Here is a 24,810-nt window from a genome sequence, read left to right as displayed (position 1 = left end):
GCAACAGTGAGAGATCCGGACTAGGCAAATGCCAAAAGGGTCCAGGGAACACGTCCGCGAGGTCGTCGCAGGACGGCCCGCCCGTACGTGGGGACCGGCGGCCGGTCCCCGCGTACGGACAGGCCGTGGACCCGGCCGGGTGGGTGATCCTCATACGGTCGGCGGACCGAACCGTTCCAGCACCGCCGCCTCGTCCCACACCTCGCCGTACTTGGCCTGGATGTCGAACAGGTTCGCCTCGTGCGGCCGGGGGTCGCGGTCCCCGACCGCCTGCCGCACCACGACCGGCACGAACCCGTGCTGTATCCCGTCGACGGCGGTGGCGCGCACGCAGCCGCTGGTGGACACGCCCGCGATGACGAGCGTGTCCACCCGCAGCGCGTTGAGCGTCGAGGCCAGCACCGTACCGAAGAAGGCGCTCGCGTACTGCTTGACGATCACCGTCTCCCCCGGCCCGGGCGCGACCTCCGGCATCAGCTCGCCGAGCGGCCCGCCACCGTCCACCAGGTGGCGCAACGGGGCCACCTTGCGGAAGAACAGGCCGCCGTCGACGCCGCCGGGGCCGAAGGCGACCCTGGTGTGGATCACTGGAACGCCCGCCGAACGGGCGGCGGCCAGGACCCGCGCGGCCGAGTCCAGGCAGTCGCGCGAACCCATGTAGAGCTCGGCGCCCGGTTCGAAGTAGGCGCGCATCAGGTCGATGAGGATCAGCGCCGGACGCTCCCCGAAGGGCAGGGAACGCCCGTACACCTCGTCGTGGTCCCTGATCACACGCGGCTCCGGAGCCGGCGGGCACCCGCCGCGCGGTGCGCGAGAGGTTCCTCGGGCGTGAGAACGCGGACGGTGGGCTGGTGGGGCATTGGGGGGGCTCCTTTTGGTGTCAGATGACTCCGGCGGCCGACAGGCCGGTGAACTCCGCCTCCGTCAGGCCGAGAAGCCCGCGGTAGACCTCTTCGTTGTGCTGCCCGAGCGCGGGCCCGGCGCTGCGCACGCTTCCGGGGGTGTCGGAGAGCTTGGGGACCACGTTCTGCATGGCCAGCTCGCCGAAGTCCGGGTGCGGGACGCGGACGATGGCCTCACGGGCGGCGAAGTGCGGATCGGCGAACATGTCCTTGGCCGTGTAGACCCGCCCGGCCGGGACACCGCCCTCGTGCAGCGACCGGAGCAACTCCTCCGCGGGGATCCCCGCGGTCCAGGCCGCGATGATCTCGTCAAGCTCGGCCATGTTCGCGCCGCGCGCGCCGTGGGTGGCGTAGCGCTCGTCGGCGGCCAGCTCGGGCCGGCCCATCAGGGTCGCCAGGCGGGTGAAGACGCTGTCCTGGTTGGCGGCGACGAGGATGGTGTCGCCGTCCTTGGTCGGGTAGACGTTGCTGGGCGAGACGTTGGGCAGCACGGTGCCGGTGCGCTCACGCTGGTAGCCGGCCTGCTGCCATTCGGGCACCATCGACTCCATCATGGCGAGCACCGCCTCGTAGATCGCCGAGTCGACGACCTGGCCCCTGCCGCTGCGCTCGCGCTCGTGCAGCGCGACGAGCGTGCCGACACAGGCGTGGGTGGCGGCCAGGGAGTCGCCCAGCGAGATGCCGGCACGCGCCGGCGGCCGGTCGGGGTCGCCGGTGACGTGGCGGATGCCGCCCATGGCCTCGCCGATCGAGCCGTATCCGGCTCGGGGGGCGTAGGGGCCGCTCTGGCCGAACCCGGTCACCCGGGTGATGACCAGGCGGGGATTGATCTCGTGCAACCGGGCCGGGGACATGCCCCAGCGCTCCAGGGTGCCGGGCCGGAAGTTCTCCAGCAGCACGTCCGCCCGCTCCACGAGCCTGATGACCAGGTCCTGCCCCTCGGGGGTGCGCAGGTCGCAGGTGACCGACTTCTTGTTGCGGGCCACGACCGGCCACCACAGCGACTGGCCGTACGGCTTCTCCCGGCCCCACTGGCGCATGGGGTCGCCCCTGCCGGGGTCCTCCACCTTGATGATCTCGGCGCCGAAGTCGCCGAGCAGCTGGCCGCAGAACGGCCCGGCGAGCAGCTGGCCGAGTTCGACGACCCGGATGTCTCCGAGCGGAAGGCCTCTCACGTCTTGTTCTCCTGACGACGGGGACCGAGCAGGGACGCGCGGGCGGAGAACAGGTGGGCGCGCATCACGGCCTCCGCCCATTCGGGGTCTCCGGCGCGTACGGCCGCCACGATCTCGATGTGATGGTTGACGCTGCGGCGCATGGCCTCGGAGTCGAAGGCTCCGTAGGTGCGCAGCAACACGGGCGAGTGGACCAGCGAGCTGATCGACTGGGCGAGCACCTGACTGCCGCCGAGCCTGACCAGTGCCTGGTGGAAGTCGGCGTTGAGGCGGTAGACCGCCTCGACGTCGCGGCGCTCCGCGTGCTCGGCGAGGGTCACCGCCAGCTCGTGCAGGCGCGCGATGTCCTGCTCCGTCGCGACGGCCGCCGCCTGCCGGACGGCCAGTCCTTCGATCCTGGCGCGCAGCTCGAAGATCGTCTCTAGGTCGGCGCGGGGGTACACCACGACTCTGGCGCCCTTGTTGGCCGTGATCTCGACCAGCCCCTCGGCCTGCAACCGCCGCAGCGCGTCGCGGACCGGGGTCCGGCTGACGCCCAGCGCCTCGGCCAGCTCGACCTCACCGAGGTGGTCGCCCGGCTCGTAGTGACCGTTGAGGATCAGGCTACGCAGGCTATCGACTGTCGACATGTATACACCCTTACCGAATATTCCCCAAGAATGGCACTTGGGGAGGAAAATGACAAGATTTTGCATACAACTTGAGAAGTGTCGGTACGGTGATCGAGAACAACGGCTTCCCCGGCGGACCGAGCCGGAGATCGGCCCCGCACTCCCGCAGTCGCCCCCGGTGAACGCGGCCGGACGACGCACCGCCGAGCTTCGCCATGTGACGCCGTCGACGACGGACGGCCGGGCCGGGCCGGGCCGGGGAACGGACGTCGCCCGAAGGCCACCACTCCGTTCTCTCCGCCCGCGTCCCGGCACGCCGCCGCACAGAATGGAGATCATGACTCCACGACGGCTCTACCAAGGCACAGGCCCTGGACCGATCACCCCGGACGGCTGCTCGGTCGAGTACTACACCACCCTCACCCCCAGGGGCGAACCCGAACTCGTCCACGACGCGATCCCGGCCGGGGCGAGCATCCTCGAGCTCGGCGCGGGCGTGGGCCGGATCACCCACCGCCTGCTGGAACTCGGGCACGAGGTCGTCGCGGTCGACGAGTCGCCCGAGATGCTCGCCCACATCCGCGGCGCCGAGACCGTGTGCTCCCCCATCCAGACCCTGGCCCTGCCCAGAACCTTCGACCTCGTGCTGCTGATGTCGTTCGTCATCGAAACCGCCGACGACGACCTGCGCGCCGCGTTCCTGCGCACCTGCGGCGCGCACGTCTCCGCCGACGGCTGCGTCATCCTGCAGCGCCAACCCCCCGAGTGGTACGACACCGTCCAGCCGTTCGAACGCGACGCCGGCCCCGGTCACACCGTCAGCATGACGCGGGTCAGCCGCCCCGCCCCCGGCCTGCTCGACGCCACCATGGAGTACACCATCGGCGAGCGGCGCTGGACCCAGACCTTCGTCAGCCACCGCCTCGACGACGACCGCCTGGAACACGAACTCAACCAGGCGGGCCTGACCGTTTCCGGTTTTTTGGACGGCGACCGCGGGTGGGTACGCGCCACACCTCTGTGACACCCGCCTCTTCCCGAACGGCCGGAGCAGAGCCGGCAGCGGCCCGCCGGTGACACCGGGCACCAGGCCGCCGCCTCACCGAAGCGGTCGTCGCGAGCCCGTCCGGGGAGAGCCCCCGTCTCACCCTTGCCCCGGCCCGTCCGCGAACCGTGCGGCGCTCATCCGCCGGAGACGGGCCGGGGCTCGATTCCGTGGCGGAGCAGCGCCCACACCCGCTCGGCGGTCGTGCGCCGCTCGGCGGCCGGGAGCCTGGCGAGCAGCCCGGCGAGCATGCCGACGGCCAGTACCAGGTCATCGGCGGTGACGTCCTCGCGGAGCCGACCGGCGCGCCGGGCCTCGGCGAGCGTGCCGGCCAGCAGGCCGGCCACCCGGTCGCGCACTTCGACGACGCGGAGATCACCGGCCGAGGGCACGCTGACCATGTCGATGAACGCGGTCGAGGCGATGGTCTGCTCGGTGAGCAGAGCCAGCATGTCGGCAAGGGTGGTGCCGGGTTCGGCGGCCAGCGCCTCCAAGTCGGCGACACTGTCCTCGAACACGGCCAGCGCGAGGCTGACGCGGTCCGGAAAATGCCGGTAGAGGCTTCCCTGGCCGACTCCGGCCACGCGGGCGACCGTGGTGAGCGGTGCGTCGTATCCGGCGTCGGCGAAGACCTCGCGGGCGGCCGCTATCAGCGCCGCCCGGTTCTCCGCCGCCGCACCGGGTCCTCTGTTGGGTCGACGCGTGACAGTCACAGCGGCTATGTTAGCAACCGGACGATATAGTCCGGTTATTTCCGGAAGTGCCATGAATCATGACGCCGGTCCCCCGCCACAGGTACGGCGGGGCATGCTCGGCCGTCGCGATTCGGCGCGACACGACCACCACGGCAACAGCACCGCCTTGACCCCGGGCCGCACCGCCGGAGCCCTGGCACCACCGCCGCCCCCACCGAAAGGACGCCCCCTTGACCACCGGCACCTTCGACGACCGCGTCGCCCTCATCACCGGCGCGGGCTCCGGGATCGGCAGGGCGATGGCCGTCGCCTTCGCCAAGGCCGGCGCCCGCCTCGTGGTCTGCGACATCGACCCCGACAGCGCCAGGCGAACCGCCTCCGACATCGGAGACGCCGCCGTCCCCGTCACCGCCGACATCTCCGACGAGGCGTCGGTCGCCGCGCTGGTCGAGACGGCGATCAGCACGTACGGACGCGTCGACGTACTGTGCAACAACGCCGGCATCGTGGACACCATGGCCCTGCCCGCCGACATACCGGTCGAGTTGTGGGAGCGGGTGCTGCGCGTCAACCTGACCGGCACCTTCCTGGTCACCCACGCCGTCCTGCCGCACATGCTGCGCCAGGGCGGCGGCGCGATCGTCAACACCGCCTCCGAGGCCGGCATCCGCGGCGGCGCGGCCGGCGCGGCCTACACCGCGTCCAAGCACGGCGTCGTCGGCCTGACCCGCAGCCTGGCCTGGGCGTACGCCAAGGACGGCATCCGCTGCAACGCCATCCTGCCCGGCCCCACCATGACCGGCATCGCCACGAACACGACCTTCGATCCGACGGGCACCGCCCGGCTCGGCCCCGTGCTCGCACTCGGCGAGCGGATGGCCCAGCCCGAGCAGATGGCCGACGCCGCCCTCTTCCTGGCCTCGGACGCCGCCTCGTTCGTGAACGGCGCGATCGTGCCGGTGGACGGCGGCTGGTCCGCGGCCTGAGACATACCGGCCCGTCCGCGCACCGGCATCTCTGTTGACTCGGCGAGCACTCATCGCAGAGACTACGACCTCAACCGGACGCAACTGTCCGGTTCTGTGGGAGTTCACCGACAGAGCCGTCGCCCGCAATCCGAAGGAAGTCGCGATGACAGATCAGTGGGACAACCTCGTCGACGTACTCGTCGTGGGCTCGGGCGCGGCGGGCCTGACCGCGGCCATCGCGGCGGCCGACCGCGGGATGGACGTCCTGATGGTGGAGAGCACCCCGAGATGGGGTGGCACCACCTCGGTCTCCGGAGGCGGGCTGTGGATGCCGGCCAACCCGCTCATGATCCGGGCCGGCGCCCGGGACTCCGCCGAGGAGGCCCTCCGGTACATGAACGACGTCATCGGCGACGCCGGACCGGCCTCCTCGCACGAGCGCAGGACGGCCTTTCTCCAGACCGTTCCCGAGGTCGTGACCTTCCTCGGCCGCCGGGGCGTCAGGTGGAGGAGATCCCCCGACTACCCCGACTACTATCCGGACCGGCCGGGCGGCAAGGTGGGTCGCTCGATCGAGGTCGCGGCCTTCGACACCAAGCTGCTCGGCGACTGGTACGCCACCTCCCGCGCCAAGGACAGCATCCCGCTCCCGCTCATGACCGACGACGTGTGGTTGCTGGCCCGCGCCTGGTCCACCCCCGGCGGCTTCGTCCGCGGCGCACGCTTCGTCTTCCGCTCACTCGGCGCCTTCGCCGGCGGAAAGCGCCCGGTCGGCATCGGCGGCGCACTCGCCTGCTCGCTCATGCACATCGTCCGCACCCAGCAGACCCCCGTCTGGCTCTCCGCACCGCTCGTCGACCTGATCCTGGAGGACGACGGCGTGGTGGGCGCGGTGGTCGAAAAAGACGGTCGGCAGCGGCGGATCCGCGCCCGGCACGGCGTCGTCCTGGCCGCCGGAGGCTTCGCGAACAATACCGAGTGGCGTCTGAGGCATCACGGCGTCCCCGGCTACTCCTCCGCCCCGGAAGGCGATCTGGGCACCGCCATCGAGCTGGGCGCCCGGGCGGGCGGCGCGCTGGAACTCATGGACGACGCCTGGTGGGGCGCGTCCCTGGTCGGCCCCGACGGCACGGCCCGCTTCCTCGTCTCGGAGCGGTCCTTCCCCTTCTCGATCATCGTGGACGCGAACGGCGAGCGCTTCACCAACGAGTCGGCGTCCTACATCGACGTCGGGCACGCCATGCTGAGTCACGACGTGACCGGCCCGATGTGGATGATCACCGATGTCCGGCACACGCGGCGCTACCTGAACTCCGCCCTGATCGGGCAGGCCAGGAAGTGGAGCCGCGCCGGCCTCCTCGTTGAGGCCCCCACCATGGAGTCGCTGGCCGCGAAGATCGGCATCGATCCCGCACGGCTGCGCGCCACCGTCGGGCGCTTCAACGGCTTCGCCCGCACCGGCGTCGACGAGGACTTCGACCGTGGCCGTACCGTCTACGACAACTACTACGGAGACCCGCGGGTCAAGCCCAACCCCAACCTCGGCCCCCTGGAGAAGGGCCCCTTCCGCGCGGTCCGCGTCTACCCCGGCGACCTGGGCACCAAGGGCGGCCTGCTCACCGACGAGCACGCCCGCGTCCTGCGCGAGAACGGCTCGGCCATACCGGGCCTGTACGCCGCGGGCAACACCACCGCCTCGGTCATGGGCCGCACCTACCCCGGCCCCGGCTCGACCATCGCCCCCGCCGTCGTCTTCGGCTACCGCGCCGCACGGCACGCCACATCCCGCTGACCTGGGCACCACGACCCCGAACACGGCGGCGGCCACCGGCGCGCGGACAATGCCGGCAGCCGGCGACGTGAGGCTTTCAGACAACGAGGTATCGTTTAAGACATAAATGTCGCAAAAGATACGGAGTTGACTGATGGCTGTGAGTCGCGATCAGATCATCGTCGCCGCGATCCAGCACCTCAACCACGACCCTGCCGCCTCGATGGCCGACATCGCCGAGGCGACCGGAGTGAGCCGCGCCACCTTGCATCGGCACTTCAGCGGTCGAGAAGAGTTGCTGCTCGCGCTCGGCCACCGCGCGCTGGATCGATGGGAGGAGGCCCAGGACAGGGCCGGGATCGAGCAGGCCGCCCGCTCCGCGGAACCGGTAGTGATCACCACCGCTCTGCGGGAGATGCTGAGTGGGCTGATCGACGAGGCCGAGGAGTACAACTTCGCGCTCACCGACCTGGTGATGTCGGTGCCCGAACTACGGGAACGCGGTGATGAGCTGGAGGGCAGGGAGATCCTGCTCTACCAGGCGGCCCAGCGCGCCGGGGTCCTGCGGACCGACCTGCCGGTGCGCTGGATCAGCAACACGGTGTACGGCCTGCTGCTCGCCGTACGGGAAAGCCTGAACCGGGGCGACGTCGCCCGGCGCGACCTTCCCGGGATGCTGCACGAGACCTTCTTCCGCGGCGCCGGCGAGCACGATCCTCACCATGGCGGAGATGATTCGCAGGGCAGTGCCGGGGAACATGGCCCGCAGGGCGGGAGGAGGGCATGACGCGCACCTCCTACGCACCGTCGACGGAGCCCGGTGTGTCGCGGCGGCGGCGCTGGGCCGGGCTGGCGGTACTGTCGGCGAGCCTGCTGCTGGTCGTCATGGACATGACCATCCTCAATGTCGCCCTGCCCGCGATCTCGGCCGACCTGCGCCCCGGCGCGGTCGAGTTGCTGTGGATGGTGGATGTCTACGCGCTGGTGCTGTCCGGTCTGCTGGTCACGGTGAGTGCACTCGGCGACCGGTGGGGCCGCAAGAAGATGTTGCTCACCGGCTTCGCGCTGTTCGGACTGGCCTCCACGGCGGTGCTCTGGGCCGACTCACCCGGCGAAGTGATCGCGGTGCGGGCGATGCTCGGCGTCGGCGGCGCCATGATCATGCCCTCCACACTGTCGATGATCCGCACCCTGTTCACCGACCCCAGGGAGCGGGCGACCGCGCTGGGCGTCTGGGCCGCGATGGCCGCCCTGGGCGGCGCGCTCGGGCCGATCCTGGGCGGGCTGCTGCTGGAGCACTTCAGCTGGCACGCGGCGTTCCTGGTGAACGTTCCGGTGATGACGGCGGCGATCGTCGCCGGCCTCTTCCTGCTCCCCGAGTCACGCAACCCGCGCCCGGGCCGCTGGGACGTGTTCGCCACGGCACTGTCGATCACCGGGATGGTCGCCCTGGTCTACTCGATCAAGCAGTTCGGTAAGGAGGGTCCGGCCGACATCGGCCCGTGGGTCACCCTCGGCCTCGCCGTGGTGACCCTCACCTGGTTCGTCCGGCGTTGCCTGAAACGCTCCGATCCGCTGCTGGAGGTTCGCCTGTTTCGCAGCCGGCCGTTCACCGCGGGCACGATCGCCGCGCTGAGCACGTCGATCGCGATGGCGGCGATGATGTTGCTGATGGCGCAGTGGATGCAGCTCGTAGGCGGCTACTCCCCGCTGGAGACCGGCGTGCGGCTGCTGCCGACCGCGCTGGGCGCGCTGGTGCTCTCGCCGCTGGCGCCCTCGCTGGCGGTGCGCCTCGGGACCCGCCCGGTGCTGGCCGGAGGGCTGGTGGTGTCCGGGCTGGGATTCGGCGTGCTGTACGCCGCGCCCGCCACCTATCCGTGGATCGCCGTGTCGCTGCTGCTGATCGGGCTGGGTATGGGCTCGCTGGCGATCGCCTCGGCGGTCATCATGGCGGGTGCGCCTCCAGAGAAGGCGGGCAGCGCCGCCGCGATCGAGGAGACCAGCTACGAGCTGGGCGGCGTACTCGGCGTCGCGGTGCTTGGCAGCGTCGCCGCCGCCGTGTACCGGGAGGCGTTGCCGGCCACCGCGGGTGATGCCGCCCGCGAGTCGCTGGCCGCCGCGATCGAGGTCGCCCGCCAGGCCGGAGCCACGGGGAGGCACTTGGCCCAGCAGGCCAAGGCGGCGTTCACCTTGTCGTTGGAGATGACCGGGCTGGCCGGGGGCGTGCTCATGCTCGCCGCCGCGCTCGCCGTCTGGTGGCTCGTCCCGCGCGACCTCGACGTCACCGCCGGGCACAACTGATCGCCACACACCGCCGACCAGGGGTCGAACGGTGTTGACGCTCCGGCCCGCAAGGCAGGCACCGCCGGACGGAGCGGAGTTGCGCGGCGGTCCGGGCGAGATCGTGGATTCGCCCCAGACGCTGTTACCGCCGACGCGCAGGACGCCGCCGCCGTACGGGTCGGCGGTCAGCGTGATCTGGGCGATCTGGGCGCCGTTGACGTACCGGCGTGGTCGCCGCCACCGTCGCGCTGTCCCCCATCCCTCAACGCCTCTCAGTGGAAACCGGCATCTTCAGCGAACGGGCAGGCCGGTCACGGCGCGACCGATGATCAGGCGCTGGATCTCACTCGTCCCCTCGAAGATGGTGTAGATCTTGGCGTCGCGGTGGAAGCGCTCGACCGGGTGGTCGCGGGTGTAGCCGGCTCCGCCGAGGATCTGGATGGCCTGGTCGGTGACCCAGACCGCGGTCTCGCCGGCGACCAGCTTGGACATGGAGCCCTCGGCCTGGCCGAAGGTGCGGTTGTTGCGGGCCATCCAGGCGGCACGCCAGGTCATCAGACGGGCGATGTCGACGCGGGTGGCCATGTCGGCCAGCAGGAAGGCGATGGCCTGGTTCTCACCGATCCTGCGGCCGAACTGCTCGCGCTCGCGGGCGTAGTCGCGGGCGTACTCGTATCCGGCGCGGGCGATGCCGACGGCCATCGCCGCCACCGAGGGGCGGGTGGTCTCGAAGGTCCGCATCGCGCCCTGCTCTCCGGCCCGCTCGCCGGAGCGGACGCGGGCGAGCCTGGCGTCGAGCTTCTCCCTGCCGCCGAGCAGGCAGGCCCCCGGCACGCGCACGTTGTCCAGGACGACCTCGGCGGTGTGGGAGGCACGGATGCCGTGTTTCTTGAACTTCTGGCCCATCGACAGGCCGGGGGTGCCGGCCGGGACGACGAAGGACGCCTGGCCGCGGGCGCCCAGGGAGGGGTCGACGGAGGCGACGACGACGTGGACGTCGGCGATGCCGCCGTTGGTGGCCCAGGTCTTCACACCGTTGAGGATCCAGTCGCCGCCCGAGAGGACGGCGCGGGTGCGGATGGCGCCCACATCGGAGCCGGCCTCGGGCTCGGAGGCGCAGAACGCCCCGAGCCTGACCTCCGAGGGGGTGCCGAACATCTGCGGGAGCCACTCGCCCAGCTGCTCGGGGGTACCACTGGCCGACAGGGCCGCGGCGGCGAGGCCGGTGCCGACGATGGACAGGCCGATGCCCGCGTCTCCCCAGAAGAGCTCCTCGAAGGCCACGGTCAGGCCGAGCCCGCTCGGCTCGAACCACTGCTGGGCGAAGAAGTCGAGGGAGTAGAGCCCGATCTTGGCGGCCTCCTGGATGATCGGCCAGGGGGTCTCCTCGCGCTCGTCCCATTCGGCACCGGCCGGGCGGACCACCGAGCGGGCGAAGTCGTGCACCCAGTCACGCACCTCGCGCACGTCGTCACTCAGCTCCGGGCAGAAGCCGCTCTCGCTCATCGTCCGTGCCTCCTCAGCGTGCGTTACCAACGGTAACACCCAAACTTTACCGGCGGACGGACCGCTCCGCGCAACCGCAGGACCGCCCCTTCTGCGGCAACGACCGGCGAGCGGCCCCGCTTTCCGAGATCTCCTTCACCGCCGCCGGCCTTCCCGAGGCCCGGCTCACCGCCGTGCGGGAATGCCACCGGGCCGCGCACTCCCGAGCATCGCGGGCTCCGTACGCCGCCCGGGATCACGCCCGCGCGACGTGGTCAGCGAGCGGCGCGGTAGGCGGGAACAGTGATCATCGGCGGGCGTTCGGCGACGGCGACGTCCCGGACGCTCACCTGGTGGCCGCTCGCGCCCCGGCGGAACTGGGCCAGGCGGGGCGAGGGGCTGTGCAGGGAGACCATCATGTTCTGGCGCTCCAGGCGCGACCAGGAGGTCTGCAGGATCTGGGCGGCCATCCCGCCGAGCGCCTCCGTCGACTGGTGGGAGTGGACCCGGCGGCCCAGGTCGACCTGGGCCAGGGCGTCCAGCCCGGCGAGGTCGAGCAGGTCGATCAGCAGGCCGAGCTCCACACCGTAACCGGTGACGAAGGGCACGCTCTCCAGCACGGACCTGCGCCCGGCGTACTCCCCGGCGAGGGGTTGCACGAATCCGGCCAGCAGCGGCCAGTGCAGGTTGAGCAGGGGACGCGCGACGAGCTCGGTGACCCGGCCGCCACCGCTCTGCACGTTCTGCAGGGGCCGGTCGTAGCAGCCCTTGACGTAGACCACCGCCTCGTCGGCGAGCAGCGGGCCGAGCAACCCGGTCACGAAGGAGGTGCGGAACTCGCGCAGGTCGGCGTCGATGAACACGAGCAGGTCACCGGAGGTGGCGGCGAGGGACTTCCAGAGCGCCTCGCCCTTGCCGTCCAGCGGTTTGAGGTCGGGCAGGACCTCGTCCTGCGCGATCACCGTCGCTCCGGCGCGCGCGGCGCGCACCGCGGTGTCGTCGACGGAGCGGGAGTCGATGACCACGAGCTCGTCGACGAGCGGCGCGGCCTCCATCAGGTCGCGGCGGATCGCGGTGACGATCTCCCCGACCGTCTCCTCCTCATCGCGCGCGGGCAGCACGACACTGATCGTCGTCTCACCCTTGGCTCTCAGCAGCTCCGGCAGCGACCAGTCGCCCGAGGATGAGGTGCGCTCGCGTAGCCATGCCTCGACCTCAGGCAGCACAGCCCACCCTTCCCATCACCTCGGTACTTACGGGTATCACCTTATGTGGCGCTGATTCCGCGCAAGTACCGGCTCCCGTCCCCACCGCACGGGTGGGAAGATCAGTCCAGTCCGGCATGAGGAGGGGAAGGCATGGACCCGGTAGCCGTGCTGCGGGCGGCACGCGCCGTCCGCGACGAACTCGACAGCTTGATGGGTGGTGCCTCCGCGGAGCTTCGCGATCGGCTGGATCCGCTGCTGGCCGAGGCCGGCAGCCGGCCTCCGGGGCAACTGGCCGACGCGATCGTCATGCTGATCGCCCAGTACGGCCCGGCCTGGAACCGGCTCTCCGCGCTGCTGAACCTGGAGCACGGCCTCGCCGCCGCACAGGCGGTCCCCGTGCCCACCGACACGGGCCCGCAGGATCTGGGCGGGGCCGGGTACGGCAGCGGATACCACGATCCGCCCCCCACAGGTGCCATGAGTCTCGACTGGATGCGCCCCGACCAGGCGCCGCCGTCCGAGACACCGCGGGCACCCTCCCCGCAGGCACCGCCGGCGCCGCCCGCCGGGAGCCGAGGCTCCTCGATGCTCGGCCGGCTGACCGGGGCCTTTCGCAGGCGGCGCGGGGACTCGCCCGCCCCGGCGCCCGAGTCCGAGTGGGAGGGGATCCCGCTGATCGAGGCGCCCACCGAGTCGGTCTCGGGCTGGGGCACGGAGGTGTCGATCGGCGTCGCCCCGGGCCGGGGGCAGGACGGCGGCGCGGCACCGCGCGAGCCGGTCGAGCTGGACATCCAGCTCGTCGCCGAGGGCTTCGACGCACCGGGCGGGTGGCAGGTACGGCTGCGCGTCGACGCGGCGTCGCCCTACCCCCGCGCGACGGTCAGCCTCGTCGCCCTCGCGCAGCAGGAGCCCGAGGTCGCCCGGCAGATCCAGGCGATCTGTTCGGTGCGCGGCCAGGTGGTCGGGTTCGGCCTGCGCTCGATCACGCTGCACGGCTCGCCCGGCAGGCTCGGCCGGGAGGAGCCGCCCGAGCCGGTCGCCGGCACCCGGATCCGTCCGGCCCTCGTGGGCGAGCCGGCGGACGTCACGGTGGCCATCGTCCACGGTGACGAGCCGGGACGGCTGTGGTGGACCTACCGGTCGCCGCACTTCGTCACCCCCGACCGGGCCGAGCTCTGCGACCTCGGCATGCGGGCCTCGGAGTTCGGCCGGCAGCTGACCGGGCAGGGTCGCCTCTCCGAGGAGCTGGGACGGAAGGTCGGCTCGCGCGTGCCCAGGGGGTTCTGGGAACTGCTGAACGCGGTGGCCGGCCGGGTGGCACCGCGCCGCCCGAGCGTGCTGATCCTCTCCCAGGAGCCGCACGTGCCCTGGGAGCTGGCCGTGCTGGAGCATCCGTACGACCCCTCGCTCCCCCGCTATCTGAACTGCCAGGCGGTGACCGGCCGCTGGCCCCTCGGTGGCCGGCGCCCCGAGCTGCCGCCCCCGGTGAGCGCGCGGGCGGATCATGTCGCGGTGGTGTACGACGAGGCGCAGGCGCACCCGCTGGTGACCGAGTACGGCGCCACGCAGGTCTCCTCCGCGCTCGGCGACGTCCTGGGCGTGCTCGGCCAGGGGCCGGACGTCGTCCACCTCACGGCCGGCGGATCCGCGGCCGAGGCGCTGGGCCGTGACCTGGCCGGCGCCCCGTTCGTCTTCCTGGAGGAACCGGGGGACGCCCAGGCGTTCCTGCTCGCCGGCGCGAGCGGGGTCGTCGAGCCGCTCTGGCCGGTCGGCGGGGGCCTGGCCCGGGAGTTCTACCGGCGCTGCCTCAGCGGTGAGCCCCCGGCCGAGGTGCTGCGGTCCATGCGCGCTCAGGCCCCCGACAGCGCGGGCGCCTACCGGTTCCACGGCCACCCGTCCCTGACGCTGCGCCGGACGCCCCCGCCCGCGGAGTGAGCCACCGGGCCCGGACCGCGTGCTCAGTGGATGGCGTGGCGCTCCAGGAAGGTGTAGACGTCGGCCTCGTCGACGCCGGGGAAGGATCCGGGCGGCAGCGCGGCCAGGATGTGGGAGTTGCCCCGGGCCGAGGGCCAGGCGTATCCCTCCCAGCGCTGGGTCAGCTCGGCGGGCGGGCGGCGGCAGCAGTCGCCGTTGGGGCAGTCCGACTTGGTGCGATTGACGGTCTCGCGCCCGCGAAACCAGCGTGACTCCCGGTACGGGACACCGAGGGTGATGGCGAAGTCACGCTCGCGCGACGGGTCGACGTGGGCGACGCAGAAGTAGGTGCCGGTGGGCGAGTCCGAGTACTGGTAGTAGACGGAGAAGCGGTCGGGAGACAGGAAGACCTGGCGCCCGGACCACTGCAGGCACATGCGCTGGCCCTCGATCGCCCCCTGCTCGTCGGCGGGAAAGACGATGCCGTCGTTCTCGTACGCCTTGTAGATGATCCCGCCGGCGTTGTTGCGGACGAAGTGGCAGCTCAGGTCGAGGAAGTGGGTGGCCAGGTTGGTGAAGCGGTGCGCGGCCATCTCGTAGGAGACGGCGAACACGTCGCGCAGGTCCTCCACGCTCAGCGCCCGGTCCTTCTTGGCCTCCCTCAGGTACGGCACGGCGGCCGTCTCGGGCACCAGGATGGCGGCGGCGAAGTAGTTGGCCTCGGTCCGCTGGCGCAGGAAGTCCGCGAAGTCGCGGGGCTTGTGGTGCCCGAGGGAGAGGTGGCCCAGGGTCTGCAGCAGGATCGTGCGGGGGGTGTGCATGCCGACCTGCTCGTGCTTGACGTAGATGCGCCGGTTGCGCAGGTCGGAGATGGAGCGCACGGTGCGCGGCAGATCCTGGACCGTCTGCACGGTGTAGCCGAAGTGGCTGACCAGCGCCTGCACCGTGCTCTGCGACAGCGCTCCGGAACGGTAGCCGACCGCGGCGAGCGCCTCGGCGGCGGCCCGCTCGATCTCCGCGAAGTAGTTGCCCTGTTCACGCTGCTTGCGGCGGAGCTCGGCGTTCGCGGCACGGGCCTCCTCGGGGGTGGCGGTGCCCTTGGCCTGGCGTGAGCGCAACTCCCCGTAGAGGCCGAGGATGTGTTCGAGCACGTCGTTGGGGACACGCGCGGAGACCTTCAGCCTGGCCAGGCCGAGCCCGGCGTACAGGGGGTCGCGCTGCGCCTCCTCCAGGGCCATCTCCAGCTGCGCCCGCCGGTTGGGGGCCTGCCTGCGCAGTAGTTCCTCGATCGGCACGCCGAGCGCGGCGGCCAGGGACTTCAGCAGCGACAACTTCGGTTCGCGCTTGCCGTTCTCCAGCAGGGAGAGCTGGCTGGGCGCCCGGTTCACCCGTTCGCCCAGGTCGGACAGGGTGAGGCCGCGCTGCTTGCGCAAGTGCCTGAGACGCTGGCCGAACGCGATGAGATCGAGCTCCTGCGTCAAGGAAAGCGGTTCTTCACCCACCAAAGATGCCATAGCACGATGCTAAACGAAATTTCCTAGGAAATTTCACAGCCCCACGCGCCACCTGGGAGAACGTCGCCGCACCCACGCCGGGAATTCCGATCTGCCCCGTGGGACGGAGGAGGCGGGGCGCCGCCGCGGCCTCCGGGGCACCGCGGAGACCGGCGCCGAGGTGACGGTGTGACCGATGGTGACCGACGGTGACCGTGGGGCCGGATTCCGGAGCCTCGGCCTCCGGCGCCCCACGACCGGCAAGCCGCAAAGCGCACTACCGGAATTGGTCTAGTCCATAGCGAAAACTATGAAGTTCTTCCCATCTGAATACCGATGAGTATTGATGATAAAGGAAGAATCTTCATTCTTTCGTTGGAGTCGGCCTTGTTCGACCGTTTTGTCGGGGCACACACTCGGACTAAGGCACCCAGGGGACGAAAAGGAGTTACACCATGAGTGATCGCCTCAAGGGAGCCGCAGACGAGCTGCGGCGCGAGTGGGAGACCAACCCTCGCTGGAAGGGCACCGAGCGGACGTACACGGCCGAGGACGTGGTTCGACTCAGAGGGTCCGTCCAGGAGGAGCACACTCTCGCCCGGCTCGGCGCCGAGCGGCTGTGGGACCTGCTGAACACCGAGGACTACGTGCACGCCCTTGGCGCGCTGACCGGCAACCAGGCAGTGCAGCAGGTCAAGGCCGGTCTGAAGGCGATCTACCTGTCAGGCTGGCAGGTCGCCGCCGACGCCAACCTCGGCGCGCAGACCTACCCCGACCAGAGCCTCTACCCGGCCAACTCGGTCCCGGCAGTGGTCCGCCGGATCAACAACGCGCTGCTGCGCGCCGACCAGATCACCTGGTCGGAGGGCGACCAGGACGCGCCGCACTGGCTGGCGCCGATCGTGGCCGACGCGGAGGCCGGCTTCGGCGGCGTGCTGAACGCCTTCGAGCTGATGAAGGGCATGATCGCCGCGGGTGCCGCGGGCGTGCACTGGGAGGACCAGCTCGCCTCGGAGAAGAAGTGCGGCCACCTGGGCGGCAAGGTGCTCATCCCCACCGGCCAGCACATCAAGACCCTCAGCGCCGCCCGCCTGGCCGCGGACGTGCTGGGTGTGCCGACCCTGGTCATCGCGCGGACCGACGCCCAGGCCGCGACGCTCCTGACCACCGACGTCGACCCCCGTGACCAGGCGTTCACCACCGGCGACCGCACCGCGGAGGGCTTCTACCGGGTCCGCAACGGCGTGGACGCCTGCATCGCCCGCGGCCTGGCCTACGCGCCCCACTCCGACCTGCTCTGGATGGAGACCTCCACCCCGGACCTGGACGTGGCCCGCGAGTTCGCCGAGGCCATCAAAGCCGAGTACCCCGACCAGATGCTGTCCTACAACTGCTCGCCCTCGTTCAACTGGAAGAAGCACCTGGACGACTCCACCATCGCCAAGTTCCAGCGCGAACTCGGCCACATGGGCTACAAGTTCCAGTTCATCACGCTGGCGGGCTTCCACTCGCTGAACCACTCCATGTTCGACCTCGCCAGGGGCTACGCCGAGGACGGCATGACCTCCTACGTCCAGCTCCAGGAGGCCGAGTTCGCCGCCGAGGCACGCGGCTACACCGCCACCCGCCATCAGCGCGAGGTCGGCACCGGATACTTCGACCTGGTCAGCACGGCCATCGCGCCGGACTCCTCCACCACGGCCCTGAAGGGGTCGACGGAGGAGGAGCAGTTCGCAGAGGCTCACTGACTCTCCGGACCGCGCTCGCCCAGACGACTTCCGGGGCATGGAACGGTTCCCCGGGCGAGCACGACGACCAGGTCGTCGACCGAGGCCCCGCCGTACGGATCTCCCCCTAATCCGTGCGGCGGGGCCTTCCCGTACCCGTGGCGCGCCCTGAGGCGACCACGCGGGGGCGGTCGCCTCAGTGGCCGACGGCCTCGATGAGCTTGCGGCGCTGCTGGGCGCCGAGACCGCCCAGCCTGCGTGCCTCGTCCACGTCGGCCTGCGCCATCAGCTGCGCGGCCTTGACCGTTCCGACTCCGGGCAGCGCCCGGAGAGCCTGGGAGACCTTGATGCGCTTGGCGATGTCGTCCTCGCGGCCAAGCAGCTGCTCCAGGCTGAGAGCACCGTTCTTGACCTCGGCGAGAAGCTTGGCACGGGCCGTACGGGTCTCGGCGGCCTTGACCAGGGCGGCCTGACGCTGTTCGGGGGTGAGCTTGGGCAAAGCCATGGTGTTTTCTCCCTGATGACGGTAATTCCAGCGTCCTGTTACCCAAAGCGGCTGGGTTAATCATCGGAGAGCCTACGGATAGATCCACAGGACCCGTACTGTGCATCACGATATGCCCGTTTGGTTACCCCGCCCTTACCCGGCCCTCCGTAGCCTCGGGCTCATGGGTATCTGGCGAAGCCCTCAGGGCATAGAGGTTGAGGCCATCGTGGTTCACGACGGCCCCTGTCTGCTGGTCACCCGCCGGATCGACGGGCGGCGGGTTCTCGTGGCGTACTGCATGAACATCCGCGAGGTCGGAGAGCACGTCGATCTGGCGGAGCTCGCCCCCGCGTAGGCGAACGCTCAGGATCGGACCACGACCGAGTCCAGTTCGGTACGGCTGTCAACTTCTGCGGCCACTGGGGCGTCAGACTGGTCAGGGAGGCTCGATGGATGTTCTGGTCGGCCTCGTTGACGAAGATCTCCGCCTGGAGCTCATCCTCGTCGAGGCACTGCACACCGAGGCGGAACGGCTGGCCGCCCAGCCCGACCGCTGAACGGGGACGGGGCCCGCCCCACGAACCGGGCGGGTCCCGTCCCACCGGCGACCGATGGAGGACGGGGCTCGATTCCTCGGGCGGGGATGGCGTTAACTTTCTCCTTGACCTCCTCCCCACGGCTTGAGGCCCGGGGTCTCCACGCTCAAGGAGATGTGATGAACAAGCGCGAGCTGATCGAGAAGGCCGCCGCCGAGGCCGGGCTCACCCGACGGCAGACGGCCGCGGCTCTCGATGCGATCCTGGGGACGATCCAGACCGCGGTGGCGGCCGAGGACAAGGTGGCGATCCCCGGGTTCGGATCCTTCGAGATCGTCCACAAACCCGCACGGACCGGACGCAACCCGCAGACCGGCGAGCCATTGGAGATCGCGGAGACCTGGACGGCGAAGTTCAAGCCCAGCCCGGGGTTCATGGGCCTGATCCGCCAGCGCAAGAAGGACTGACCATCCCGGGCGTGGCCTTTCGGACAGCTCACCATCGCAGGCCGCCCGGCCCCTCACGCCTCCGCCGCCGAGGTGGACGAGGCGATCGCGCGACCCTCAGCCGCGTACCGCGCGGGCGGACCAGCGGCCATCGAGGTGGTCGACGCGCAGCGGCCGCCCGAAGCACTCCGAAAGGTTCTCCGCGGTCAGGATCTCCGCCACCGGACCACCCGCCTGGGTCCGGGCGTCGCGCATCAGCAGGGCGTGGGTCGTGGTGGCCGGGACCTCCTCCAGGTGGTGGGTGACGGTGACCGTGGTCAGCACCGGGCGGGTCGTCGCCAGGTCCTCCACGGCGGTGATCAGGTCCTCTCTGGCGGGCAGGTCGAGCCCGGCGAACGGCTCGTCCAGCAGCAGGATCACCGGGTCGGCCATCAGGGCTCTGGCGACACGGACGCGAGCCCGCTCGCCCTGGGAGCAGACGCGAAAGAGCCGGTCGGCGAGGTCCTTGCAGCCCATGTCCGCCAGCAGACGGTGGGCGCGCTCGTGCTCGGCGGGTCCGTAGCGGTCCCAGAGCGGGACGCTGGACCCGGTGTAGCCGGTCAGGACCACGGTGTGCGCGGTGGCCCCCTCCTCCTCCAGCAGTTCTTCGTCGACGAGCCGCTGGCTGGCCGCGACGAGGCCGATGTGGCGGCGCAACTCCCGCAGGTCGACCCGGCCCAGCCGCTGGCCGAGCACGGTGACGGCCCCCTCGGTGGGATGCCGGACGGCGGCGGCCAGTGACAGCAGCGTGGTCTTGCCGGCCCCGTTGGGGCCCAGCACCACCCAGTGCTCTCCGTACCCGACCCGCCAGCCGATGCCGTCCAGCAGGGTCCGGCCGACCACCCGGACCCCGACACCGCTCAGCTCCACCGCACCGGGCACAGGCTCGCCCATCGGTCTCCCCCTTCGCCTCGATTCGCGGCGCTCACTTTAACCGATCCAGCGATATTTCCTGATAAATCGTCTGAACAGGTCATTCAGCCCATCTGTACGGAAGGGCTGGGCATGGGGGTGATCGTCGTCCCCGAGGGAGCGGGAGCGGTGGGCGTCGGAGACGGGCTCTCCCCGTCACCGGTCTGCGGGATCTGGGTGAAGGAGGGCCTGGGGCTGCTGGAGGCCGTCTGGCAGTCCCGGTTTCTCCCCCTGCCCTTCGCGGTCGCGTCCGCGCAGTCCTGCCGGTCGTCACCGTCGCCGGGCGAGCCGCCCGAGCCCCGCGGACGCTCCGGCACCGGATCCTCACGACCGTCGTGGCCGTCATGACCGTCATGGCCGGTGATGGGCAGCGAGACAGTCCTGGTGGTGGTGATCTGGACCGTGGCGGGAGTGGCCGGAAGGACCGTCCGTGGCCTGCCCGCGGGCGGCCGGGTACCGGCGCGGAAGACCGAACCGGAGGGCGTGCCGTCGGCGGGCAGGACCAGCGGCGCCGGCTCGGGCATGCCCGAGCCGGCGCCGGAACCGATCCCGCCGCCACCGGCCGCGGCGGCCACGGTGACCGCCGCCATGGAGACCGTGGCCAACGCCGCGAAGCCGGCCTGCGACAGGTGCGCCCCCCTGCCCGGCCTGGCCCTGCGCGAAGCCCTGGCGGGGATCTCCACCGGGACCGAGGGCTCGTCGTGGAACGAGGGCGGCGTCGCGAGCCGCACCCTCCCAGCCCCCGGCGCGTGGGGCACCGGGGTCCAGATCTCCGCCAGCACCTCCGCGACCGCCTCGCGCAGGTCCCACGGGTCGCCCACACCACCCGCGGCGAGCAGCGCGCCGAGCAGGTCCGCGGCCCCCGGCCGGTCGGCGGGGTCCTTGGCCAGGGAGGCCTCGACGACCGGGCGCAGCAGCGCGGGCACCGAGGCCAGCCTCGGCGGCTCGACCATGATGCGCCGGGTCAGCACGTCCGCCTCACCCGTGCCGAAGGGATGGTGGCCGCAGGCCGCGTAGGCCACCAGGCAACCCCACGCGAAGATGTCGGAGGCGGGCAGCGCGAGCCCGCCGGTGAGCCGCTCCGGGGCGACCCAGCCGGGACTGCCCATGACCTGCCCCGCCTGCGTGTGCGCGGCGAGAACGTCGATGTCCCTGGCGATACCGAAGTCGATCACACGCGGACCGGTGTCCGACAGCAGCACGTTGCCCGGTTTCAGATCCCGGTGGACCAGCCCGGCCTCGTGCACCGCGACCAGCGCGGCGGCCACCCCCAGGGCGACCCCGTAGGCCAGGTCGGGGGTGAGCGGGCCGTGCGTGGAGACCACCTGGGAGAGTGCGGGGCCCGGAACGTACTCCGACACCAGATAGGGGCGATCCTTGTCCGTGCCGTCCTCAATGACCGCGGCGGTACAGAAAGGCACCACTCTCCGGGAGAATCTCACTTCCTCGGCGAAACGGGCGCGGAGCGTGGCATCGTTGAGGTGCATCGGGTGCGGAGTCTTGATCGCCACCACTCCGCCCCGCGGGTGTTCGGCCAGATAGACGATCCCCATGCCGCCCGTTCCGAGGCGGCCGAGCAGAAGGTAACGGCCGATGATGACCGGGTCCCCGACGGTCAGCGGCCGCACACCGGCCGGCAAGCCGCTCATCGATTACCTCCAGCGTGAAAACCCAGTCCTTCAGAGCCGGGAGGAAATGCGGCACGGCGCCGCGCTTCTGGTCGGGTGGTGTAGCCGTAGCCGTCGGCTCGCTGGAGCAGACGCACATGGCGGTGGCCGATGCCCTGCGCGGTGCCGTGCCTGGTGGTGATGTTGAAGCTGCCGTTAGAGCGGACCGCGACGCGGCCGGTGTGGACGCCCGCTTTCTTGCCGCTCGGCACGACGGCGCGGACCAGGTCGCCGGTGGCGAACCCCCTGACCTGCTTGATCCGGGGCAGCCGCAACCTCGGAAAGCCGTACTTGTCGGTGCGGGTCCGGCAGTAGGTGCCGCGCCCGGTCGCTCGGACGACCAGGACCGTCGACGGCCAGACGGTGACGGCCTCCAAATCGCCGACGTGCAGCGCGTCCAGGGTGTGGGACTTCGATGCGCCGGTACGGGACCGGTTCCACTTTGTGCGACCACCCGACGCCGTGGCTACGGGCAGCCCGGTGGCGGTCAGGGCCCGCCACAGCGCCCACCGGGTGGCATTGACCGCCGCGGCGTCCCGCAAAGGAGCCTTCGCCTGCCGAAGAATCTTCGCCAACAAGACAGGGTCCTCCTTGAGGAACTCCTGTACCACGGTGGCGTTCTTGGTCTGATTGCACGAGATGCAGGCCAGGGTGAGGTTGCCGATGCGGTCGGAGCCGCCCCGGCTACGCGGGTGGATATGATCGATGTTCAGCGGCACGCCGATCGCCCCGCAGTAGGCGCACGCCCGCCCCCACTTGGTCAGCAGGTACTCGCGCACCTCGCAGGCGACCAGGGTGCCCCGCTGGTACTCCACCCCTTCCAGCGGCCTGCCGGCCGACAGGGCGTGGGTGTCGAACGCGACCCGCTCCACCTGGATGGCCCGCACCGGCGCCCAGCAGGTCAGCCGCGACACCCACGACAGGGTGGTGTCGACACGGTGCCGCAGCGACGGCGCCAGCCACCCCTGCGGCTTGGTGCGGTTGTTGAAGCGGGGGGCGCGGTAGCGCAGGTTCCGCGACCGGCGGCTGCGCCGGTAGGCGGCCCGCGCGACGAGCCGGTCGCGGATCGCCGCGCCCCGATGGTCGAGCTGGATCGCATACTTCCCGGCCCGGCTGCCGTGGTGTTCGGTGAACACGGCGATGCCGGTGTGCCTGCTGCCGGGGTCGATGCCGACTGTGACGCCTTGGACGGTGGAGTTGACGCGGGTGCGGTCCTTCAGCCGGATGACGAACGGGGTGTGCCGGACCACCGCCGCCCGGCCGGATGCCAGCAGGCGGCGGGCACGGGCCGGATGGCACGGATCGAGCGGGTAGCCGTGGGCGTCCAGGACGAACACGGCCACATGGCCCTCACGGGCCGCTCCCTCAGGCGCCGAGACGCCCTCGGGGTGACGCCGGCCCAGGTGGGTGCCGCCCGGACCGGTCTCCCCTCGCCCATGTTCCACGCCGGTGCCCGGCGATGCCGGTAGTCCGCAGGCCGTTTCGTCCCCACCCTCGGGGTTGTCTGCTCCTGCGGATTCCAGAGCGGCAGGCTGAGGAAGCACCTGCCGGTGGGTCTGCTCACCTACGTGAAACGTAGTCATCAAAACGCACCTCCTTGAGCTGATGACTCGGGCTGGTCAACGCGGGGCTTCAAAGCGCATCGCTGCACCTCAAGCCCCCTCCTTCAGGAGGGGGTCGTTGACCCTCATTGAGCCTCTCGTGCGCGGGCTACGGCAAGCACACTGTGACGGGCTTCAGGCGCCCTTCGCTGCCGACAGGCCAGAAGGGATATGAGAGGTAAGGCGAATGATCCCCGGGGGTAAGAAATCCGTGGTGCGCAGGATGCCTTTGAGCCTGGACTGGACGGCGTGACCGGCGGGAGGGGCCCGCGCGGCCGGACAGGTCACCAGACCCCGAAAGCGGCGGATCCGCCGCTCCGGCGCGCTCAGGCGACCGCGGAACCGGACTGCGCCGGCGGGATCCCCGGAGCGCAGGCGTCCTCCGCGGGAAGCCCGGACACGGAAAGATCCGGAGCCGTGAGGTCCTGGTCGGCGAGGTCCTGGTCGAGTACGTCCCGAGGGAGGGCCTCTCCGGCAGACCGGTGCTCCTGCGCGGCGGCGAGGAAGCGGGCGATGTGCGAGTAGACCTTGCGCGCCTCGGGGACGATGTCGGCGAGGATGGCGAAGACATGCGGCATACGAGGCCACTCCTCGTACATGACCGGCACTCCGGCCGCGCGGGCCCGCTCGACCACCCGCCGGCCCTCGTCACGCAGGACCTCGGTGGAGCCGGTGACGACCATCAGCGGCGGCAGGCCGGTGTAGTCGCCGAGGACCGGGGAGAGCAGGGGGTCATGGGGGTCGAGACCGGCCGTCCAGCGGCGGGCGAGCCAGTCGACGCGGCCGGCCGGGATCATCGGATCGAGCATCCGGTTGACCCTGCGGGGCGCACCGGTGAGATCCGTCCACGGCGACAGGCACACCGCGGCGGCCGGCAGCGGCATGCCCTGGTCGCGAAGCGCCAGCAGCGTGGCCAGGGTGAGGTGGCCGCCGGCCGAGTCCCCGCCGAAGACGATGTCGGCGGGGTCGTAACCCTGCCCCAGGAGACACCGGTAGGCGGCGATCGCGTCCGCGAGCGCCTCGGCCGGCCTGTGGACCGGCCCCTGGCGGTAGTCGACCGCCAGCACCGGCCGCCGGGTCGCGGCCGACAGGCGCCAGGTGATCGACCGGTGGGTGACCGGGGAGCAGACGAAGTAGCCCCCGCCGTGGAAGTAGAGCAGGACCTTGCGCTCGTCGAGCTCCTCGCCCGCGCGGACCCACTCTCCCGGACACGGCCCGGCCTCGTCGGGTGTCACGCGCACATGGACGGGCAGGCGGAGCGGAACCCGGCCCGCCAGAGCCACGATGCGCGAGGCCGCGACGAAACCGATGTCGGTTCTCAGCAACAGCTGGGAGGCGGGTTTGAAGGTGCCGCGCATGATCGCGTTGAGGGCCGCGGCCTGCCAGCTGAAGGGGTAGGCCGGACTGACGTCCACATTTATCTCATAACGCATGGGGGACCTCCACAAAAGGACATTCCCCTCAGAACATGCTTCTACTGGCGATTGTACATATCGACCAGATTGCAACTATGTATCGCACCGGTATCCAGCACACCGGGGGACATGACCGAATCCACGCGACATCCCAGCGAAAGCCCGCCATCGGACCGGGCCACCACGCGCCGCCCGGATCCCGTGACCGGCTCGCACCCGCTCATCGCCAAAAATCCATTGCCCCTCCCCGGACCACCCAGGAGGATGGGAGGACCGTTCTGACGCCCACCGGGAGGCAGCCTTCCTGCTCTACGCGCGTATCGCTGGGTACGGCTTCCGCCGCCACTCCACCTACCGCGCCGCCGCCGGAGCCTTCACCTGAACTACAGCGTGGAGGCACCGTCGTTCACGGCGGGGAGGAAACGCGGGA

Annotated in this window: 21 protein-coding genes; 9 read left to right on the top strand and 12 right to left on the bottom strand. The window is 70.9% G+C overall.

What is annotated here, in order from left to right; genetic code table 11:
* Positions 1-150: 150 nt before the first annotated feature.
* The 3 genes from ACFQVD_RS05725 to ACFQVD_RS05715 form a co-directional block, all read right to left on the bottom strand.
* Positions 151-771, bottom strand: coding sequence for an isochorismatase family protein (locus ACFQVD_RS05725; protein ID WP_343963082.1), 621 nt, complete (start codon positions 769-771; stop codon positions 151-153).
* A gap of 109 nt (positions 772-880) precedes the next feature.
* Positions 881-2,077: a CaiB/BaiF CoA transferase family protein gene (locus ACFQVD_RS05720; RefSeq protein WP_343963083.1), complete on the bottom strand. Its 1,197-nt coding sequence runs from the start codon at positions 2,075-2,077 to the stop codon at positions 881-883.
* Complete coding sequence (locus ACFQVD_RS05715; RefSeq protein WP_343963084.1) at positions 2,074-2,706, bottom strand: GntR family transcriptional regulator; 633 nt, start codon at positions 2,704-2,706, stop codon at positions 2,074-2,076. The genes ACFQVD_RS05720 and ACFQVD_RS05715 overlap by 4 nt, the downstream gene beginning before the upstream one ends.
* Before the next feature lie 319 nt (positions 2,707-3,025).
* Here ACFQVD_RS05715 and ACFQVD_RS05710 point away from each other — a divergent pair, with 319 nt between their 5' ends.
* Positions 3,026-3,712, top strand: a complete 687-nt coding sequence (locus ACFQVD_RS05710; RefSeq protein ID WP_343963085.1) for a class I SAM-dependent methyltransferase — start codon at positions 3,026-3,028, stop codon at positions 3,710-3,712.
* Positions 3,713-3,870: 158 nt separating this feature from the next.
* On the opposite strand, the gene ACFQVD_RS05705 is transcribed toward ACFQVD_RS05710, so the two are convergent.
* Entirely contained in the window at positions 3,871-4,446 is a 576-nt protein-coding gene (locus tag ACFQVD_RS05705; protein ID WP_364158007.1) for a helix-turn-helix domain-containing protein, read from the bottom strand.
* Between the two features lie 212 nt (positions 4,447-4,658).
* Here ACFQVD_RS05705 and ACFQVD_RS05700 point away from each other — a divergent pair, with 212 nt between their 5' ends.
* From ACFQVD_RS05700 to ACFQVD_RS05685, 4 genes are all read left to right on the top strand, one after another.
* Positions 4,659-5,414 carry an SDR family NAD(P)-dependent oxidoreductase gene (locus tag ACFQVD_RS05700; RefSeq protein ID WP_343963087.1) on the top strand — a complete coding sequence of 252 codons (756 nt, stop codon included), beginning with the start codon at positions 4,659-4,661 and terminating at the stop codon, positions 5,412-5,414.
* 145 nt (positions 5,415-5,559) lie between these two features.
* Complete coding sequence (locus ACFQVD_RS05695; protein ID WP_343963088.1) at positions 5,560-7,188, top strand: FAD-dependent oxidoreductase; 1,629 nt, start codon at positions 5,560-5,562, stop codon at positions 7,186-7,188.
* 133 nt (positions 7,189-7,321) lie between these two features.
* On the top strand, positions 7,322-7,954 hold the full coding sequence (locus ACFQVD_RS05690) for a TetR/AcrR family transcriptional regulator (RefSeq protein ID WP_343963089.1): 633 nt from the start codon (positions 7,322-7,324) through the stop codon (positions 7,952-7,954).
* Complete coding sequence (locus tag ACFQVD_RS05685; protein ID WP_343963090.1) at positions 7,951-9,468, top strand: MFS transporter; 1,518 nt, start codon at positions 7,951-7,953, stop codon at positions 9,466-9,468. The genes ACFQVD_RS05690 and ACFQVD_RS05685 overlap by 4 nt, the downstream gene beginning before the upstream one ends.
* Before the next feature lie 273 nt (positions 9,469-9,741).
* On the opposite strand, the gene ACFQVD_RS05680 is transcribed toward ACFQVD_RS05685, so the two are convergent.
* Together ACFQVD_RS05680 and ACFQVD_RS05675 are read right to left on the bottom strand one after the other, a co-directional pair.
* Complete coding sequence (locus ACFQVD_RS05680; protein ID WP_343963091.1) at positions 9,742-10,956, bottom strand: acyl-CoA dehydrogenase family protein; 1,215 nt, start codon at positions 10,954-10,956, stop codon at positions 9,742-9,744.
* Positions 10,957-11,210: 254 nt separating this feature from the next.
* Positions 11,211-12,161, bottom strand: a complete 951-nt coding sequence (locus ACFQVD_RS05675; RefSeq protein ID WP_343963092.1) for a glucosyl-3-phosphoglycerate synthase — start codon at positions 12,159-12,161, stop codon at positions 11,211-11,213.
* Positions 12,162-12,293: 132 nt separating this feature from the next.
* Between ACFQVD_RS05675 and ACFQVD_RS05670 the strand changes: the two genes are divergently transcribed.
* A complete protein-coding gene (locus tag ACFQVD_RS05670; protein ID WP_364158017.1) occupies positions 12,294-14,078 on the top strand; it encodes a hypothetical protein in 1,785 nt (594 codons plus the stop codon).
* Between the two features lie 23 nt (positions 14,079-14,101).
* Here the strand turns inward: ACFQVD_RS05670 and ACFQVD_RS05665 are convergent, their stop codons facing one another.
* Positions 14,102-15,571 (bottom strand): helix-turn-helix domain-containing protein, encoded by a 1,470-nt coding sequence (locus tag ACFQVD_RS05665; protein ID WP_386270537.1) that lies wholly within the window; start codon positions 15,569-15,571, stop codon positions 14,102-14,104.
* 434 nt (positions 15,572-16,005) lie between these two features.
* Between ACFQVD_RS05665 and aceA the strand changes: the two genes are divergently transcribed.
* A complete protein-coding gene (gene aceA, locus ACFQVD_RS05660) occupies positions 16,006-17,298 on the top strand; it encodes an isocitrate lyase (protein WP_030909255.1) in 1,293 nt (430 codons plus the stop codon).
* Between the two features lie 175 nt (positions 17,299-17,473).
* On the opposite strand, the gene mihF is transcribed toward aceA, so the two are convergent.
* Complete coding sequence (gene mihF, locus ACFQVD_RS05655; protein ID WP_343963095.1) at positions 17,474-17,782, bottom strand: integration host factor, actinobacterial type; 309 nt, start codon at positions 17,780-17,782, stop codon at positions 17,474-17,476.
* A gap of 163 nt (positions 17,783-17,945) precedes the next feature.
* On the opposite strand from mihF, the gene ACFQVD_RS05650 reads away from it, so the two are divergent.
* Positions 17,946-18,119 (top strand): hypothetical protein, encoded by a 174-nt coding sequence (locus tag ACFQVD_RS05650; protein WP_343963096.1) that lies wholly within the window; start codon positions 17,946-17,948, stop codon positions 18,117-18,119.
* A gap of 360 nt (positions 18,120-18,479) precedes the next feature.
* Positions 18,480-18,767 carry an HU family DNA-binding protein gene (locus ACFQVD_RS05645; protein ID WP_030909250.1) on the top strand — a complete coding sequence of 96 codons (288 nt, stop codon included), beginning with the start codon at positions 18,480-18,482 and terminating at the stop codon, positions 18,765-18,767.
* A gap of 96 nt (positions 18,768-18,863) precedes the next feature.
* Here ACFQVD_RS05645 and ACFQVD_RS05640 read toward each other — a convergent pair whose 3' ends face one another.
* From ACFQVD_RS05640 to ACFQVD_RS05625, 4 genes are all read right to left on the bottom strand, one after another.
* Positions 18,864-19,679, bottom strand: coding sequence for an ABC transporter ATP-binding protein (locus ACFQVD_RS05640; protein WP_343963099.1), 816 nt, complete (start codon positions 19,677-19,679; stop codon positions 18,864-18,866).
* Positions 19,680-19,762: 83 nt separating this feature from the next.
* Positions 19,763-21,346: a serine/threonine-protein kinase gene (locus ACFQVD_RS05635; protein ID WP_386270536.1), complete on the bottom strand. Its 1,584-nt coding sequence runs from the start codon at positions 21,344-21,346 to the stop codon at positions 19,763-19,765.
* A complete protein-coding gene (gene iscB, locus ACFQVD_RS05630) occupies positions 21,343-22,947 on the bottom strand; it encodes an RNA-guided endonuclease IscB (protein ID WP_386270535.1) in 1,605 nt (534 codons plus the stop codon). Before iscB ends, ACFQVD_RS05635 begins: the two co-directional genes overlap by 4 nt.
* 344 nt (positions 22,948-23,291) lie before the next feature.
* Positions 23,292-24,398 (bottom strand): alpha/beta hydrolase, encoded by a 1,107-nt coding sequence (locus tag ACFQVD_RS05625; protein WP_343963102.1) that lies wholly within the window; start codon positions 24,396-24,398, stop codon positions 23,292-23,294.
* Between the last annotated feature and the right edge of the window lie 412 nt (positions 24,399-24,810).

The organism is Streptosporangium amethystogenes subsp. fukuiense, from assembly GCF_042665875.1.
GTDB classification, from domain to species: Bacteria; Actinomycetota; Actinomycetes; order Streptosporangiales; family Streptosporangiaceae; genus Streptosporangium; species Streptosporangium fukuiense.
This window is presented reverse-complemented; position numbering and strand designations above follow the sequence as displayed.